Source organism: Klebsiella sp. PL-2018 (genome assembly GCF_019048985.1).
Taxonomy (GTDB): domain Bacteria; phylum Pseudomonadota; class Gammaproteobacteria; order Enterobacterales; family Enterobacteriaceae; genus Klebsiella; species Klebsiella michiganensis.
In genome coordinates, this window is the sequence record NZ_CP077673.1 from 5447438 (window position 1) to 5463621 (window position 16184).

Below are 16184 nucleotides of genomic sequence, written 5' to 3' on the forward strand. Positions count from 1 at the left end.
GATCGGGAGAGGGGTAAAGCTAAGGGTTTTCGATATAAGTAGAGCGGAAAAATTAACCCGGCATCGCCTCGCTCCGCCGGGTGTTTCACTTTGTCGTTTAGCTCAATAGCGTAAACGCAATCATGCCGACAATCGCCCCGACGGTGCCGAGGATGGTTTCCATCATCGTCCAGGTCTTCAGCGTTTGCGCTTCGGTCGCGCCGGTAAACTTACCGAACAGCCAGAAGCCCGCGTCGTTAACGTGGCTGACGACAATAGAGCCGCCGGCGATGCAGATAGAGAGCGCCGCCATCTGCGCGCCGCTGTAGTGCAGCTGTTCGATAACCGGCATCACCAGCCCAACGGCCGTCAGGCAGGCAACGGTCGCGGAGCCCTGAATAATACGCACCGCCGCCGCCAGCACGAAGCAGGTGATGGCAATCGGCAGGCCCATACCGGTCAACGCTTCGCCGAGGGCAGGACCGACGCCAGAGTCGACCAGCACCTGTTTGAACACGCCGCCCGCACCGATGACCAGCAGGATAATGCCCGCAGGCTGGAGCGCATGACCGCAAATCTCCATCACCCGATCTTTGGCCATCCCCTGACGTACCGCCAGGCCATAGATAGCCACCAGGCACGCCACCAGAATCGCGGTAAACGGATGGCCGATAAACTCAAACCATTCGTAGGCGGTAGAGCCTTCCGGCACAAAGCGCGCGGCGATAGTTTTCAGGCCAACCAGCACCAGCGGCAGCAGAATCAGCGACAGGCTGAAGCCGAATGACGGCATTTTGCCTTCGCCGAGGTGCGGCTCGCTAATATCGTCCGGAATATGCAGCTCAACGTAACGGCTGATAAAGTTACCCCACAGCGGTCCTGCGATAATCATCCCCGGGATCGCGGCGCACAGGCCAATCAGGATCATCCAGCCAAAGTCGGCGTGCATCTGCGAGGCCAGCAGCATCGGCGCGGGCCCCGGCAGCAGGAACGCGGCCGCAGCGGCTACGCCAGCAAACAGCGGGATCACCAGCTTCACCAGATTGGTGCCGGTGTGGCGCGCCATTGAGAAAGCCACGCTGATCAGCAACACGATCGCCACTTCGAAAAACAGCGGCAGCGCGCAGATAAGTCCGGCCAGGCCTATCGCATAGTGGGCGCGATTGTGGCCGAAAGATTTCAGCATCTTAACGGCAATCTGGTCGACCGCGCCGGTTTCATGCAGGATCTTACCGAACATAGCCCCCAGCGCGACGACGATAGCCAGAAAGCCCAGCGTGCCGCCCATGCCTTTTTCCATCGTCGCCGCGATCTTGTCCAACGGCATTCCGGAAAAAAGCCCTGCTCCAATAGAAACCACCATCAAAGCCACGAAGGCATGCATACGCGCCTTCATCACTAAAAACAGCAGCAGCAAAACGGAGCCGACTGCTGTTAAAACAAGCGTTAATGTACTCACTATTTACTGCCTTTGTTGATCACCTCAATGGTGCTGGCGACCACGCCTTCCAATGACTGGTCGATATCGACGATTAAAACATCGTTTTCATCCGCGCCCGGTTCCTGCAGCGTTTCAAACTGCGTGACCAGCATCTGGGTTTTAAAGAAGTGGCCTTTACGCGCCTTCAGACGTTGTTCGATAACCTCGAAGTCGCCTTTCAGGTAGATAAATGAGAGGTTCGGGTTACCTTTACGCAGGATGTCACGGTAGCTCTTTTTCAACGCGGAGCAGACAATCAGCGACACTTTATTGGTACGCTGCATGGCAAACGCGGCATCGTTCAGCGCCTGCAGCCACGGGGTGCGGTCATCGTCATTTAACGGTTCGCCGGAAGCCATCTTGTTGATGTTGCTGCGCGGATGCAGAAAGTCGCCGTCGAGAAACGCGGCGTGCAGTTGATGCGCCACTTCGCTGGCGACAGCGGATTTGCCGCTGCCGGAAACGCCCATCAGGACATAGATGTGGTGATCATGGTTAGTCGTGCTCAAAGCTTCCTCCCACTGGACACATACGCGCAGCCTGGCAGCGTTTAACGGCGTGGAATACTGGCGTACAGGTTAATTGTTACGGGTAACTGTTATCGGTAACATTGTCATGCCGGAGTTGTGGAGAAGCAATAACCATTCGTGCCAGATGTGAATATGTGTGATCTACTTCAAATTTGTCAGTTTAAATAGATCCGCCCGGTGACAATGTGAAACCTAAATCTAACATCTTAGGCGTCACCGCTTCACCGCGAATACGCGCCAGCAGACGTTCAGCACCAATCCGCCCCATCCGCTCGCGCGGCGTCAGCACGCTGGCCAGGCGCGGCTCCATCACCTGGCCGATATCGTGGCCGTGGAAACCGGCAATCGCCATATCGTCAGGGATTTTAAGCCCCAGCCGCTGGCATTCAAACGCCGCGCCGACCGCAAGGTCATCGTTGGTACAGAAAATGCCGTCAAGCTGCGGATATTCGCGACGCGCCTGGCGCATCAGCTCAATCCCCGATGAATAAGAGGAAGACTGCTCAACCATCACGCTGTAGGGCGTCATTCCGGCATCAAGCATCGCCTGCTCATACCCCTTCTGTTTGATGATAGTACGTTCATCAAGACGTGCGCCAAGATAGGCAACGTGACGATGGCCATGATTGATAATCGCCGCGGTCATCTGCCGGGCCGCTTCAAAGTTATCAAAGCCGACGGCGATATCGAGGCACGGCGACTGGCTGTCCATCAGCTCCACAACCGGGATACCCGCCACTTCAATCATCTTCAGGGTGCGCGGCGTATGGGTTCGTTCGGTAAGGATCAGGCCGTCAATATTCCAGGAAAGCATGGATTCCAGGCGTTTTTCTTCCATTTCCGGCTTATAGCCGTAGTGCGCCAGCATCGTCTGGTAACCGAAAGAGTCGGTCACGCTTTCAATACCGCGCAGCACTTCTGAGAAAACCTGGTTAGTTAACGAGGGCAGCAGCACGCCAATAGCGCGGCTGGTGGCATTCGAGAGGATGTCGGGGGCGCGATTAGGAATATAACCCAGTTCATCGAGAGCAACGGCTATCTTGCCACGCAGCGCTTCGGAAACCTGTTCCGGGTTACGTAAGTAGCGACTGACCGTCATTTTGGTCACGCCGACAAGATCGGCTACATCCTGAAGTACGGGTCTTTTCTTTTTCATCGTCCTGACTGCGATCAACGGGGAAACATTTTCTCAGTTTATCACGGACAAAGCGCAACCTTCCCTAACATCAGGGAAGGTTGCGCAATTTATTTAGACCCGATCGGAGAACGATCAGACGGGCGGCAGATCGAACAGCAGAATTTCGCTATCGCCGTCGGCGTGTACGGAAATCGCCTGCTCGTCCCAAATGGCCAGGCCATCGCTGGTGGTGGCCTTCGTTCCGTTGATGGTGACGTCACCTTTCACCACCTGGATCCACACCCGCCGTTCAGCGGCAATCTGGTGCACCGACTGCTCATCTTTCAGCAGCGCCCAGCGGTACAGTTCCATATCCTGGTACACCTTCAGCGAACCTTCGCGGGCATCCGGCGACAGCACCAGCTGTTTGCCCTGCGCGGCGTCAAAGCGGCGCTGTTCGTAGCGCGGCGTGATGCCATTTTTTTCCGGCATAATCCAGATCTGGTACAGATGCAGTTTTTCCGTGTTGCTTGGGTTGTACTCCGAGTGACGAATCCCGGTACCCGCGCTCATGATCTGGAACTCACCCGCCGGCACCTGCTCTTTATTCCCCATGCTGTCCTGGTGCTCAACGGCCCCTTCCAGCACGTAGGTCAGGATTTCCATGTCCTTGTGCGGATGGGTTCCGAAGCCCTGGCCTGCATCAATCACGTCGTCATTGATCACCCGCAGCGCCGAGAAGCCCATAAAGTTAGGGTCGTAATAGTTCGCGAAAGAGAAAGTATGCCAGGAATCCAGCCAGCCGTGGTTAGCGTGGCCGCGTTCGTTAGCTTTGCGTAAGTAGATCATGTTGCACCCCCGTATGTTTTCGATGGGATAAGTGTGTACCCAATCCCCTGGCGATCATAGAGGGTGAAAATTGACTCCTCTGTTCAAAAAATATGAACGAGTGCAGAGGAGCCATGAGGGCTTATCGGGTAAGGGTAATCGTGGCTGGAGATGGCTGTTCAAAGCCGCGTTCGAGGATCTCCAGATTCGTGAGAACGTCAGATTCCTTGACGAAATTTGGCTGACCGTTAACGAGGGTTTCATACAGCGAATCATAGACCCGCCCATAGTCGCCGGTTTCAAGCGGGATCTCTTCCCGTACGGCTTCGCCCGCCTCATTGACGTACTCCAGCAGACCAACCGTGTCGTCCGCGCCGAATCCCGGCTCGCCCGGCATAATATTGGCCTTCAGGCTGGTCTCCTGCTGGTCGATACCGTATTTAATAAACGACCCTTTATGACCATGGACGATGAATTTTGGATAGGGCAGCTTCACCAGATGGCTGGTTTTGACAATCGCCTTCAGGTTGCCGTAGAACAGCTGGGCCTCAAAGGTATCGTCCGGATTGGCCTTGTTGCGCAGGCTACGGATGTCGTAAGAGACATGGTCAGGGCGACCGAACAGGGAGATAATTTGGTCCAGGGTATGGACGCCCAGGCCGTAAAACGTGCCGTCCTGAGGCAGGCCGGGTTTCCCTCCATCTACCGGGCGATAGTTGTCAAAATGGTTTTCAATCTCGACGATCTCGCCCAGCTTTCCGCTCTCAATCACTTTCTTCGTGGTCAGGAAGCAGGAGTCGAAGCGACGATTCTGGTACGGCGTGACCGTCAATCCCTTGCTTTTCGCCAGGGCGAATAGCGTTTTTGCCTCATCAAGGGTCGGGGTAAAGGGCTTTTCGACCAGTACATTTTTGCCCGCCTCCAGCGCCCTTTTGGCATAGGCAAAATGACTGTCCGCGTGGGTGCACACAATCACCAGCTTGACCTGCGGATCGTTAAGCACTTCGTCGAGGTCGCTGGTGAAGTGAATATGCGAGTATGCCGGTGCCTGTTCCTCTGGCTTTGCGCTGCGGCGAAAGATATGCGCCACGTGCCAGCGGTCTTTTCGGTGCAGGACATAGGGAAGATGGTAGCGGGTGGTGCTTTTGCCGAATCCAATAAATGCGCAGTGCAAAGTCATAACGCGGTCCTTTGTTAGGTCTCTGCTATTAACCATAGCGCAAGCTGGCTGCGAACTTAACCCCTTCAATAAGTGTGCCAAATTCTTAAATGTAAAATTTAACGCTCAAACTCATTGACCCTACGGCCTAAATTCTGGATAAGAGGGCCCTCGGGAAAAGAACGTTTTTTATCCAGCGCGTGGGAGCATGACGCCGTATCGCGCTCGCCGTTTCCCAAAACACGATGACTAAAGGAGTAGCCATCTCGTTCGTATGGAAAGCAAGTATATCGCCCTGAATAGCGCTCTTCTCTTTTGGCTGCTTGGCCTGATGGCCTGGTGCTGCGAATCCACGTATCTGGCCTGGCTATCGGGCTCTTTCTCCTTGTCATCTTTCGTTTTTCATTTTCAATATCATCGGATTAACCATATGTTTAAAAAGAATAAAAACGTTGAAGCGAGGCCACAGACGGTGGCTACGCCGGTACTCAACAGCGCATCCCCGTTAGCCGTTTCCCGCAAACCTGCCGCCACGGTTATCGCCAGCGGCATCCGCTTTGACGGCAATATTATCGCCGAGGGAGATGTCGATATTTACGGTACCGTAAGCGGCAATATCGACGCCGAAGAGAGCCAGATTAAGATTATGGCCGGAGGCCTGGTCGAGGGAAATATCACCTGCCGCGAGCTGATTATCGACGGCTGCATCCTCGGCCAGTGCCGCAGCGAGACGATTGAAATCGATAAGAACGGCCAGGTCACCGGCACGTTGGCCTACCGCACGCTGGCCATTAACAAGGGCGGCGTTTTTTCCGGCCAGGCAGAGCTGCTGCCTGCGGCGGCAGATAAGAGCAACGTGGTGGGGTTTATCGCGGATACCGCGGCTGAAACCAAAAACAGAGCAGACAGACACACCGTCGAAGCGGCGCAGTAGCGTCTTCGGGTGCAGGCTGAAAAAAAGCAAAAAAAAAGCCAGCACCCGGCTGGCTAAAGTAATACTGGAAGCAATGTGAGCAATGTCGTGCTTTCAGGCTTTCCGCAAGGGTCTCCCTGAATGCAGAGCAATAATAATCATTCTCATTCGCACTTGTCCACCTCTTTTTGCAAAAAATAGGCGTTGCTCCCTTTTTTAAAGTCAGCGATCTTTAAGGGGACGATTAACCCAAAAAGGAAAATGAAGAATGAGCGACATAGTGATACGTCACGCCGAGCCACGGGATGCTGAACCTTTACGCCAGATAACTGCGCATCCGGAGGTCTATCACGACACGCTACAGCTCCCTCATCCTTCTATGGAAATGTGGCAGGAACGCCTGCTACCGAAACCCGGTAGCCGTCATCTGGTCGCGACAATCGACGAACAGGTGGTGGGCCACCTCAGGCTCAGCATCGAACCCAGCCCTCGTCGCAGCCACGTGGCGACCTTTGGCGTCAGCGTTGCCGCGCAGGCGCACGGCCGTGGCGTAGGCAGCGCGCTGATGCGAGAGATGATTAATCTCTGTGATAACTGGCTGCGCGTCGATCGTATTGAATTAACCGTGTTTACGGACAACCCATCCGCGATGGCGCTTTACCGCAAATTTGGCTTTATTGTAGAAGGGACCGGCAAGCAATACGCCCTGCGCAACGGCGAATATGTCGATGCCTACTTTATGGCGCGGCTGAAGGGGTGACGCTCAACTAACCCTCTCCCGGCAGGGAGAGGGTCGGAGTGAGGGTAAACCTAATACCCTGCCGTTAAATCATCCGGGGAACGCGGATCGGATGCGCCGTACAGCGTGCCGTCCGGGCCAACCATAATACTCTGGGTGCTGCCCATCGCCTCTTTCACCGCCACTTTCTGCCCTTTGCTCTCCAGCAGCTTCAGCGTATCCGGGCTAAATCCCTTCTCTACACGCAGTTCGTCCGGCAGCCATTGATGATGGAAGCGCGGGGCGTTGGTGGCTTCCGCGACGTTCATTCCGAAATCAATGGTATTCACCACCATCTGCAGGACTGTGGTGATAATGCGGCTGCCGCCGGGGCTACCGGTCACCAGCCAGGTTTTGCCATCTTTCACCACAATCGTTGGCGACATCGACGACAGCGGACGTTTTTTCGGCTCGACGGCGTTGGCGTCACCGCCCACCAGCCCGTAGACGTTTGGCACGCCGGGTTTAGCTGAGAAATCATCCATCTGATTATTCAGCAGAATGCCGGAGTTCCCCGCCACGATGCCGGTTCCAAAGGTCGTATTCAGCGTAAAGGTCACGGCAACGGCGTTACCGTCCTTATCCACCACCGAGAAATGAGTGGTCTGATTGCTTTCATACGGCGCCAGCTTACCGGGGCGAATCTGGCTCGACGGCTTCGCCTTATTGATATCAATCTGCTCAGCGATCGATTTGGCGTACGCTTTGCTGGTCAGCGCCTGCCACGGCACCTTGACGAAGTCCGGATCGCCAAGATATTCCGAACGGTCGGCATAGGCGTGCTTTTCAGCTTCCGCCATCACCTGCATGACGTCGGCGCTGCCGAAGCCGTACTTATGCATATCGAAGTTTTCGAGGATATTCAGGATCTGCACGATATGAATGCCCCCGGACGATGGGGGCGGCATTGAGAACACCTGATAGCCGCGATACTCGCCGCTCACCGGCGTACGTTCGACCGCTTTGTAATTCGCCAGATCCGCTTTGGTGATAAGCCCGCCGTTATTCTTCATCTCAGCGGCAATCTGGTCGGCAATCGCGCCTTTATAGAAGGCATCCGGCCCCAGCTCGGCAATCAGCTCCAGGCTTTTCCCCAGCTGTTTTTGCACCAGCTTATCGCCCTTTTTCAGCGGCTCGCCGTTTTTCCAGAAGATAGCCCGGCTGTTGGCATGGTCGGGGATCACTTCGCTGCCGTAGGTTTTCAGGTCGTCGGCCAGCGCATCATTTACCGTGAAGCCCTCTTCGGCCAGCTTAATCGCCGGGCGAATCACTTTGTTGAGCGGCATTGTGCCGTATTTTTCCAGCGCGAGGGAGAACCCGGCGACGGTGCCCGGCGTGCCGGAAGCCAGATGCGAGGTCAGCGATTTCTTGCTGTCCGGGTTGCCCTGATCGTCAAGAAACATATCCCGGGTGGCCTGTTCCGGGGCCATCTCGCGGAAGTCGATCGCCGTGGTATTACCGTCTTTGGTCCGCAGCATCATAAACCCGCCGCCGCCGATATTACCGGCCTGCGGATGGGTGACCGCCAGCGCGTAGCCCACCGCCACGGCGGCATCGACCGCGTTGCCGCCCTGACGCAGAATATCCACGCCTACCTTCGTTGCCAGCGCGTCCACCGAGGCCACCATCCCCTGCTGAGCGCGGACCGGGTGAAATACATCTTCCTCTACGCCATAAGATACCGGCGGAGGGGCGGGATCTGCCGCAACGGTAAAACTGCCGCCCGCCAGCAACGCAGCGATGACCACCTGACGCCAGAGCGTTGTTCTTATCATTGTCATACTCCTGAATGATGTTTTTATTTACCCATAATCCTGGATGATAAGTCTTAAAAAATCATTGTTGCGCCGGAAAGGGAGTAAACTTAAGCGATCCCACGAAGTGAGGAGAGAACAATGAAAGCAATGTTATATCTGGCGGCGCTTCTGCCTCTGAGCGTCATGGCGCAGCCGATCAATATCGACAATAACCCCAATCAGCCGGGGTACGTGGTGCCCAGCCAGCAGCGGATGCAAAATCAGATGCAGACCCAGCAAATGCAGCAGCAAAACAATCTTAAGCAGAGTATTCAAAGCCAGTCGCGCGCGCAGCAGCAGCATCTTCAGACGCAGTTGAATAACGATCGGCAGCGGGTACAGCAGAATAACAATCTGACCCGTGAGCAGCCTCTCCCTAACACCAACGGTGGGATGCTGCAGCGCCAGACGACCCCGTAAGGGCCGCCTGACGCAGAAGCGGATTACGCCGGGAAGTTGGGGCCGATGACGTCAATCGCATCGGTGCAGATGCTGTCCACGCCCCAACGCAGCAGCTCGGCGGCGCGCTGCGGTTTGTTCACGGTATAGACCAGAATATGCAGGCCCGCGGCCTTCAGGCTCGCCACGCGCGCTTCATCCAGCAGCTTATGGTTGAGGTGAATAGAGACGCAGCCGAGACGCGCGGTCAGTTCGCGCCAGTCGTTGCGCCACTCATCCAGCAGCAGCCCGCGCGGCAGTTCGGGCACCGCCTCCTGCGCGGCTTCCAGCGCATCGACGTCAAACGATGAGAGCAGCGGCGGCGTCATCCCCTGCCACAGCTCACGCGCCGCCAGCGCCACCGCTTTACCGGTCAGCGGCCCGGTGCCGGTGGTCGGTTTAATTTCGATATTGGCCATCATGCCGTGCTGACGGCAGCGGTCGGCCACCTCGCTCAGCAGCGGCAGCGGCTCGCCTTTGAACTCGCCGCTGTACCAGCTGCCGGCATCCACTTTTAGCAGATCGTTCCACGCCAGTTCGCCCGCCACGCCCCAGCCGTTGCTGGTGCGTTCGAGATTGTCATCGTGCAGTAAAAAAATCTGCCCGTCTTTCGATAACTTAGCGTCAAACTCAATCATCGTATGGCCGTAACGAGCGCCGGTATCGATGGCCGCCAGGGTATTTTCCGGGGCCAGTTTACCGCCGCCGCGGTGGGCGACGATATGAGGATAAGGCCAGTGACTCATGCGCGTTGTCCTGTTTCACTATCAAAAAGATGCAGACTTTCCTGCGGCAGATGCAGCCACAGGGTGCTGCCCGCCTGCGGACGCTGCTGGTGCGGCAGCCGGACCACCAGCTTTTGCTCGCCCCAGCGCCCGTGGGCGAGGTTATCGGCACCTAAAATTTCCAGCGTATCCATCACCAGCGGTACGCCACCTTCCGCCTCGGAGCTTAATGCAAAATGTTCCGGACGAATACCCAGGGTCATCTTACGCCCGGCATAGCGGCGATGCTCGCTGTTGATGGGTAAAAGCATCCCGCCCTCAAGCTCGAAGCGGCTACCGTCGTCGCTGACCCGGCCTTCCAGCAGGTTCATTGCCGGGCTGCCGATAAAGCTCGCCACAAAGCGGCTGGCCGGTTTTTCGTAGACCTCGACCGGCGTACCAATCTGCTCGGCGATGCCTTTATTCATCACCATCACCCGCTGCGCGAGGGTCATGGCTTCCACCTGATCGTGCGTCACGTACAGCGAGGTGGTTTTCAGCCGACGGTGCAGCTGCTGCAGCTCCAGACGCATCTGCACGCGCAGTTTGGCATCGAGGTTGGAGAGCGGCTCATCAAACAGGAATACCGCCGGGTCGCGCACGATAGCCCGCCCCATCGCCACGCGCTGGCGCTGGCCGCCGGAGAGTTCGCGCGGACGGCGCTTCAGCAGGCCATCCAGCTCCAGAATGCGCGCCGCTTCCTGGACACGTTCGGCAATTAATCCTTTACCTAAACCGCGAATTTTCAGGCCCCACGCCATATTCTCTTCCACGCTCATATGCGGGTAGAGGGCGTAGTTCTGGAACACCATCGCAATACCGCGATCTTTCGGTTCCATTTCGGTGACGCGCTTGCGGTCGATCCAGATATCGCCGCTGGTGACCCGCTCCAGGCCCGCCACCATGCGCAGCAGGGTTGATTTTCCGCAGCCCGAGGGGCCCACCATCACAATAAATTCGCCGTCCGCGACGTCCAGCGTCAGCGGCTGGATCACCTGGGTTTTGCCATCCCAGCTTTTGGTTACTGCCTGTAGCTTAAGTCCTGCCATTTTATTTCTCACTATCCACTAGACCACGCACAAACGCGCGCTGCATGGCTAAAACGATGACAACCGGAGGAATCAGCGTAAGCAGCATCGCCGCCATCACCTGATTCCACTGCGTGGTACCCTGGCCGATGGCGATCATCCCTTTAATACCCGCGACCGCCGTGCCGAGATTCACGTCGGTAATGATCAGCAGCGGCCACAGATACTGGTTCCAGCCGTAGATAAAGGTGATGACGAACAGCGCCGCCAGGTTGGTTTTCGACAGCGGCAGCACGATGTCGCGGAAGAAGCGCATCGGCGACGCGCCGTCGATACGTGCGGCCTCTATCAGCTCGTCCGGCAGGGTCATAAAGAACTGGCGGAACAGGAAGGTGGCGGTCGCCGAAGCCATCAGCGGCAGGGTGAGCCCGGCATAGCTGTCGAGCATTTTCAGGTTGGCGATCACTTCCACCGTCGGGAAAATACGCACCTCAACCGGCAGCATCAGCGTGATGAAGATCATCCAGAAGAACAGGTTGCGCAGCGGAAAACGAAACCAGACGATGGCGAAAGCGGAGAGCATCGAGACCGTAATTTTGCCCACCGTGATGCCGAAGGCCATGATGAAGCTGTTGAGCATCATCAGCCAGAACGGCGCGCTATTGGCCCCTACGCCGTTCACCCAGATAAACTTCATGTTTTCGAGCAGATGGCCGCCGGGAATCAGCGTCATCGGCGTATCAAAAACCGCTTTACTGTCCAGCGTCGCCGCGACAAAGGCGACATACAGCGGGAACAGAATGACCGCGATCCCTAAAATCAGCATGGTATGGCTGAAAATCGTCAGCCCGCGTCGATTCTCAATCATTGGTAGCGCACCTTTCGTTCAACGTAGCGGAACTGCACCACCGTCAGAATAATGACGAGGAACATCAGCACCACCGACTGGGCGGCGGAAGCGGAAAGGTCGAGCCCGGCAAAACCTTCACGGTAGATCTTATAAATCAGCGTTGTTGTCGCCTGAACCGGCCCGCCGCCGGTTGCGGCATCGATAACCGGGAAGGTATCAAAGAAGGCGTATACCAGGTTCACCACCAGCAGGAAGAAGCTCACCGGGGCGATCAGCGGCAGCGCCAGCCTGAAGAAGCGGCGAACCGGGCCGGCGCCGTCAATCGCGGCGGCTTCTACCAGCGAGCGGGGAATAGATTGCAGCGCGGCGAAGAAGAACAGGAAGTTGTAACTAATCTGCTTCCAGACCGAGGCGAAAACCACAAGGAACATCGCCTGACCGCTGTTCTGCGCGTGGTTCCAGTCGTAGCCCATCTCACCGAGGAGATGCGTAATCAGCCCGCGTCCGGGGTTGAACAAGAAGATCCATAGCACCGCCGCCACCGCGGGCGCAACGGCATAGGGCAGGAGCATCAGCGTCTGATAGAAGCGGCTGCCGCGCACCACGTAATCCACCAGCGCGGCGAAAAACAGCGAGATCAGCAGGCCGCTGACGGTAACCATCGTGCTGAACTTAATGGTGGTCCAGAAGGAGTCCAGGTAGTACGGGTCCTGGAAGAGGGCTAAAAAGTTATCCAGGCCAACAAACTGGCTGGAGAGCCCAAACGGATCGACGCTCTGCAGTGAATACCACAGCGCTTCGCCCGCGGGCCAGATAAAAAAGATGACGGTGATAACCAGCTGCGGCGCGACCAGCACATAGGGCAGCCAACGCGAGCGGAACACCGGACGGGATGATGACATAGTTAAACTCTGAGTTGGTTTCCCCTCATCCCGGCCCTCTCCCTAAACGGGCGAGGATGAAAAGACGGCTCCGGGCGATCCCCTCTCCCCGACGGGGAGAGGGTGAGGGGCTGGCTATAAGATTACGACCTGGTTGACTGCTCGAAACGGCGCAGCAGCTGATTACCGCGCTCAACCGCGGCGTCCAGCGCCTGCTGAGGCGTTTTCTTCCCGGTCCATACGCTTTCCAGTTCTTCATCCACGATGGTACGAATCTGCGGCATATTGCCCAGGCGCAGACCTTTGGTGAACGGCAGCGGCGGCTTGTTCAGCATCTGGCGCGTCGCGATATCGGCACCGGGGTTCTTATCATAGAAGCCCTGTTCGCGGGTCAGGTTATAGGCGGCGGTGGTAATCGGCAGATAGCCGGTTTTCTGATGCCATTCGGCGGCGTTTTCCGGCTTAGTCAGGAAATCGAGGAATTTGGCGACGCCGGTATAGGTTTCTTTGTCTTTACCCTGCATCACCCACAGGCTGGCCCCGCCGATAATGGCGTTTTGCGGCGCGCCCTTCACGTCGGCGTCGTACGGCATCATCCCTACGCCATAGTTGAACTTCGCGTACTGGCGAATATCCGCGAGGGAGCCGGAAGAGGCGGTGGTAATGGCGCAGTCGCCGTTATAGAACTTCTCGGTGGATTCGTCTTTACGCCCGAAGTAGCTGAAGTCGCCTTTCTTGTTCAGTTCTTCGAGCAGAGCGATATGCTTCACCTGCTCCGGCTTGTTGAACTCCAGTACCGCATCGGTACCGTCGAAGCCGTTGTTTTTGGTCGCCACCGGCAGGCCGTGCCAGGCGCTGAAGTTTTCAATCTGAATCCAGCCCTGCCAGCCGCTGGCGTAGCCGCATTTCATCCCGGCGGCTTTCAGCTTCGCGGTATACGCCGCCAGATCCTGCCAGGTTTTCGGCGGCTGTTCCGGATCTAATCCGGCTTTTTTAAAGGCGTCTTTGTTGTAGTACAGCACCGGCGTGGAGCTGTTAAACGGCAGGGAGAGCAGATGGCCGGTTTTGGAGTCGGTGTAATATCCGGAGACGGTTGGCACGAACTGCGTTTCATCAAACTGAATGCCCGCATCGCTGAACACCTGATAGACCGGCTTAATCGCCTTCGAGGCCATCATCGTCGCGGTGCCGACTTCGTAAACCTGCAGAATAGCCGGCGCGTTGCCGGTACGGAAGGCGGCGATGCCGGCGCTCAGGCTCTGCTCATAGTTGCCTTTATACACCGGAACAATTTTGTAGTCCGGGTTGGCTGCGTTGAAACGTTGCGCCAGTGAATCAACTTCTTTCCCCAACTCCCCTTCCATCGAGTGCCAGAACGGGATAGTGGTTACCGCCAGGGCTTGTCCGGCAAATGCCAGGCTGAGCGCCAGTCCTAAAGCTGTATGTCGTAACGATATCATCGGTTATCTCTCTTGTTGTTCCGGATGCGCGATTTCACGCGTTTTATGTTCGCGGGGGTAACATGACATGCTCGAATGACAGAAAAATAACTATTGCATTACAAAAATATTACAATAAATTGGCAAAAACATGATGAAACGGTGAAAAAAAAGTGGCAGGGAAATGGCAAAGCGAAAAAGAGAGGCGGCGCAGGCTACAGATAAGCGGGGATCTGTAGTTAAATAGGGGGCGTTAAACAGCACTCTCCGGCGAGCCGTCATAAGGAAAAATATGAAGACGCTTCATAAACCTACCGAACGCGTTTTACTCATTCTGGAAACCTTAGCCAACGCGGACGGAATGACGCTTTCCGAGCTATCGCTCAAAACGGATATTTCAAAGGGAACCATTTTCCCGATCCTCAAATCGCTGCAGTACCGGAAATATATCAGCCACGACGATCGCAACGGCATATATACGCTGGGGATCTCGTGCGCGGTTCTGGCCAGCTCAACGGTGGAAAAAGAGTTCTGGCTGAAAACGATCAATAGCGAAATGCACGCGGTGGTCAATGAATGCAATGAAGTTTGCCAGCTCGGCATTCTGGATGACGCCTGGGTGCTCTATGTTGATAAAGTTCAGGGCGACCAAACCGTGCAGCTGGTCTCTAAGGTAGGGACTCGCCTTCCGGCGATCTGCTCTGCCCTGGGCAAGGCGCTGCTGCATAAGCACCGCGACGAAGAGATCCTGGAGCTCTATCCGCAGGGTTTTCCTTCCGTTACCGCCCGCAGCGTAACGAATATGGCTCAGCTTCGTCAGCAGCTGGAATGGGTCGCCGCCAACGGTTATGCCATGGACGATCGGGAAATCAACGACGATACCATCTGCTTTGCCGTCCCCCTGCTGCAGAAAGGCATTATTCTGGCGGCGATCAGCGTCTCATTGCCCTCTTTCCGCGCCAGCGATGAAAAAACGCAGCAGGTTATTCGCGCGTTAAAAGAGGCAAAGGGTCGTATCGAAAGCGTGCTGAATAAGCTGCCTGATATTAAAAATTACTGATTTATTCGCCCACGATGCCGTCGGAATTGTGATTACCCACACAATACCGATATTTAATGATCCGCCGTGACGCCCGTCTCTTCTGCATAATTCCCCATCTATTCATTGATTTAATCAATTATCCGCACGACTTTGGCGCCATTTGACTTCACGTCGATGGCGTGTTTACTTATGCTTAATCGCAAATACAAACAGTGTTTGTATATACGAACAACAAAGAGGTTGAATATGCAAAGTCGTTACATCACCCCGGCAATAACGGTTTTTGATGAGCAGGGCAGGCTGGATCCTGACGGAAATTTTCGCCTGTACGATTTTATTAAAAACAGCGTATCGGGATTTGTCGTCATGGGCAGTACCGGCGAGTTTTTCTCGCTGGATATGAAAACATCCCGTCAGATAATTCAAATGGCGGCAGAGTTCCCGCGCGAGGGAATAAAGGCCTATGCGGGTACCAGCCGCATGGATATTGACGAGTGCGTAGAGCTGGCAAACTATGCAGATGAGTGCGGGCTGGATGGCGTCATGATTATCAGCCCGTGGTACTTCCGCCTGACTGATGAAGGCATTTATACATTTTATAGCCAGATTGCCCGCCGCACCGCCGCCAAAATATTCATCTATAACTTTCCGGAGCGCACCGGCTATTCCGTCTCGCCGGAGGTCTGTTTACGACTCGCCAGCGAGTTCCCAAATATTGTCGGTCTCAAAGACACCATTCCGGACACCAATCACACGTCGCAGGTGATTCGCCAGGTAAAATCTGAACTACCGTATTTTGAAGTCTATGCCGGTTATGACAATAACTTCGCGCACAATGTCCTGGCGGGGGGCGATGGATGTATTGGCGGGTTATCCAATATTTGCCCTGAAATATTCCGCGACTGGATGCAGGCATTTAACGATAACGATATGCAGCAAATTTCGCGGTATCAGCAAAAAGTGGATGGGTTAATGGATATTTACGCGGTTAACGATCCGTTCATTCCAACATTTAAAAAAGCGTTACAGCTGCGCGGAATTATTCAGTCCGACCGCTGCACGCCACCGTTTAGCTCGCTCGCCACCTGCCAGACCGAAAGTATTCTGCGGATACTTTCCCGCGCTGGTATTGAAATTAATGCCTGACCCCCACGCGGAGGTA

Annotated in this window: 16 protein-coding genes; 5 read left to right on the top strand and 11 right to left on the bottom strand. The window is 55.7% G+C overall.

Annotation, left to right across the window (positions count from 1 at the left end; translation table 11 throughout):
- Window positions 1–97: 97 nt before the first annotated feature.
- The 5 genes from gntU to MKleb_RS25790 form a co-directional block, all read right to left on the bottom strand.
- Window positions 98–1438, bottom strand: a complete 1341-nt coding sequence (gene gntU, locus MKleb_RS25770; RefSeq protein ID WP_014227075.1) for a gluconate transporter — start codon at window positions 1436–1438, stop codon at window positions 98–100.
- Entirely contained in the window at window positions 1438–1968 is a 531-nt protein-coding gene (gntK, locus tag MKleb_RS25775; RefSeq protein ID WP_004854998.1) for a gluconokinase, read from the bottom strand. The genes gntU and gntK overlap by 1 nt, the downstream gene beginning before the upstream one ends.
- A 181-nt stretch (window positions 1969–2149) precedes the next feature.
- The gene (gene gntR / locus MKleb_RS25780; RefSeq protein WP_004106498.1) at window positions 2150–3145 is read right to left on the bottom strand and encodes a gluconate operon transcriptional repressor GntR; all 996 of its coding nucleotides are present in this window, start codon (window positions 3143–3145) and stop codon (window positions 2150–2152) included.
- Between the two features lie 114 nt (window positions 3146–3259).
- Window positions 3260–3955 carry a pirin family protein gene (locus MKleb_RS25785; RefSeq protein ID WP_025107853.1) on the bottom strand — a complete coding sequence of 232 codons (696 nt, stop codon included), beginning with the start codon at window positions 3953–3955 and terminating at the stop codon, window positions 3260–3262.
- A 121-nt stretch (window positions 3956–4076) separates the two neighbouring features.
- Window positions 4077–5114: an oxidoreductase gene (locus tag MKleb_RS25790; RefSeq protein WP_025107854.1), complete on the bottom strand. Its 1038-nt coding sequence runs from the start codon at window positions 5112–5114 to the stop codon at window positions 4077–4079.
- Between the two features lie 253 nt (window positions 5115–5367).
- On the opposite strand from MKleb_RS25790, the gene MKleb_RS25795 reads away from it, so the two are divergent.
- Both MKleb_RS25795 and yhhY read left to right on the top strand, forming a co-directional pair.
- The gene (locus MKleb_RS25795; RefSeq protein WP_025107855.1) at window positions 5368–6027 is read left to right on the top strand and encodes a bactofilin family protein; all 660 of its coding nucleotides are present in this window, start codon (window positions 5368–5370) and stop codon (window positions 6025–6027) included.
- Window positions 6028–6274: 247 nt separating this feature from the next.
- Window positions 6275–6766: an N-acetyltransferase gene (gene yhhY / locus MKleb_RS25800; protein ID WP_025107856.1), complete on the top strand. Its 492-nt coding sequence runs from the start codon at window positions 6275–6277 to the stop codon at window positions 6764–6766.
- A 50-nt stretch (window positions 6767–6816) separates the two neighbouring features.
- On the opposite strand, the gene ggt is transcribed toward yhhY, so the two are convergent.
- Window positions 6817–8559, bottom strand: a complete 1743-nt coding sequence (gene ggt, locus MKleb_RS25805) for a gamma-glutamyltransferase (protein ID WP_025107857.1) — start codon at window positions 8557–8559, stop codon at window positions 6817–6819.
- Window positions 8560–8679: 120 nt separating this feature from the next.
- On the opposite strand from ggt, the gene MKleb_RS25810 reads away from it, so the two are divergent.
- Window positions 8680–9000, top strand: coding sequence for a DUF2756 family protein (locus MKleb_RS25810; RefSeq protein ID WP_014227081.1), 321 nt, complete (start codon window positions 8680–8682; stop codon window positions 8998–9000).
- 23 nt (window positions 9001–9023) lie between these two features.
- On the opposite strand, the gene ugpQ is transcribed toward MKleb_RS25810, so the two are convergent.
- The 5 genes from ugpQ to ugpB form a co-directional block, all read right to left on the bottom strand.
- Window positions 9024–9764 (bottom strand): glycerophosphodiester phosphodiesterase, encoded by a 741-nt coding sequence (gene ugpQ / locus MKleb_RS25815; protein ID WP_014227082.1) that lies wholly within the window; start codon window positions 9762–9764, stop codon window positions 9024–9026.
- Window positions 9761–10831, bottom strand: a complete 1071-nt coding sequence (locus MKleb_RS25820; RefSeq protein ID WP_025107858.1) for a sn-glycerol-3-phosphate import ATP-binding protein UgpC — start codon at window positions 10829–10831, stop codon at window positions 9761–9763. Before MKleb_RS25820 ends, ugpQ begins: the two co-directional genes overlap by 4 nt.
- A 1-nt stretch (window position 10832) precedes the next feature.
- Window positions 10833–11678 (bottom strand): sn-glycerol-3-phosphate ABC transporter permease UgpE, encoded by an 846-nt coding sequence (gene ugpE / locus MKleb_RS25825; RefSeq protein WP_004116045.1) that lies wholly within the window; start codon window positions 11676–11678, stop codon window positions 10833–10835.
- Window positions 11675–12562 carry a sn-glycerol-3-phosphate ABC transporter permease UgpA gene (gene ugpA / locus MKleb_RS25830; protein ID WP_004126134.1) on the bottom strand — a complete coding sequence of 296 codons (888 nt, stop codon included), beginning with the start codon at window positions 12560–12562 and terminating at the stop codon, window positions 11675–11677. Before ugpA ends, ugpE begins: the two co-directional genes overlap by 4 nt.
- A gap of 122 nt (window positions 12563–12684) precedes the next feature.
- On the bottom strand, window positions 12685–14001 hold the full coding sequence (ugpB, locus tag MKleb_RS25835) for a sn-glycerol-3-phosphate ABC transporter substrate-binding protein UgpB (protein WP_025107859.1): 1317 nt from the start codon (window positions 13999–14001) through the stop codon (window positions 12685–12687).
- Window positions 14002–14272: 271 nt separating this feature from the next.
- On the opposite strand from ugpB, the gene MKleb_RS25840 reads away from it, so the two are divergent.
- Window positions 14273–15040, top strand: coding sequence for an IclR family transcriptional regulator (locus MKleb_RS25840; protein WP_014839703.1), 768 nt, complete (start codon window positions 14273–14275; stop codon window positions 15038–15040).
- A gap of 228 nt (window positions 15041–15268) precedes the next feature.
- A complete protein-coding gene (locus tag MKleb_RS25845; protein ID WP_025107860.1) occupies window positions 15269–16168 on the top strand; it encodes a dihydrodipicolinate synthase family protein in 900 nt (299 codons plus the stop codon).
- Window positions 16169–16184: the final 16 nt, after the last annotated feature.

What these genes read in the sequence shown, in the direction of transcription:
- gntR (WP_004106498.1), bottom strand. Translation starts at nt 3,145, where the DNA reads ATGAAAAAGAAAAGACCCGTACTTCAGGATGTAGCCGATCTTGTCGGC.
- MKleb_RS25785 (WP_025107853.1), bottom strand. Translation starts at nt 3,955, where the DNA reads ATGATCTACTTACGCAAAGCTAACGAACGCGGCCACGCTAACCACGGC.
- MKleb_RS25790 (WP_025107854.1), bottom strand. Translation starts at nt 5,114, where the DNA reads ATGACTTTGCACTGCGCATTTATTGGATTCGGCAAAAGCACCACCCGC.
- MKleb_RS25795 (WP_025107855.1), top strand. Translation starts at nt 5,368, where the DNA reads ATGGAAAGCAAGTATATCGCCCTGAATAGCGCTCTTCTCTTTTGGCTG.
- yhhY (WP_025107856.1), top strand. Translation starts at nt 6,275, where the DNA reads ATGAGCGACATAGTGATACGTCACGCCGAGCCACGGGATGCTGAACCT.
- ggt (WP_025107857.1), bottom strand. Translation starts at nt 8,559, where the DNA reads ATGATAAGAACAACGCTCTGGCGTCAGGTGGTCATCGCTGCGTTGCTG.
- MKleb_RS25810 (WP_014227081.1), top strand. Translation starts at nt 8,680, where the DNA reads ATGAAAGCAATGTTATATCTGGCGGCGCTTCTGCCTCTGAGCGTCATG.
- ugpQ (WP_014227082.1), bottom strand. Translation starts at nt 9,764, where the DNA reads ATGAGTCACTGGCCTTATCCTCATATCGTCGCCCACCGCGGCGGCGGT.
- MKleb_RS25820 (WP_025107858.1), bottom strand. Translation starts at nt 10,831, where the DNA reads ATGGCAGGACTTAAGCTACAGGCAGTAACCAAAAGCTGGGATGGCAAA.
- ugpE (WP_004116045.1), bottom strand. Translation starts at nt 11,678, where the DNA reads ATGATTGAGAATCGACGCGGGCTGACGATTTTCAGCCATACCATGCTG.
- ugpA (WP_004126134.1), bottom strand. Translation starts at nt 12,562, where the DNA reads ATGTCATCATCCCGTCCGGTGTTCCGCTCGCGTTGGCTGCCCTATGTG.
- ugpB (WP_025107859.1), bottom strand. Translation starts at nt 14,001, where the DNA reads ATGATATCGTTACGACATACAGCTTTAGGACTGGCGCTCAGCCTGGCA.
- MKleb_RS25840 (WP_014839703.1), top strand. Translation starts at nt 14,273, where the DNA reads ATGAAGACGCTTCATAAACCTACCGAACGCGTTTTACTCATTCTGGAA.
- MKleb_RS25845 (WP_025107860.1), top strand. Translation starts at nt 15,269, where the DNA reads ATGCAAAGTCGTTACATCACCCCGGCAATAACGGTTTTTGATGAGCAG.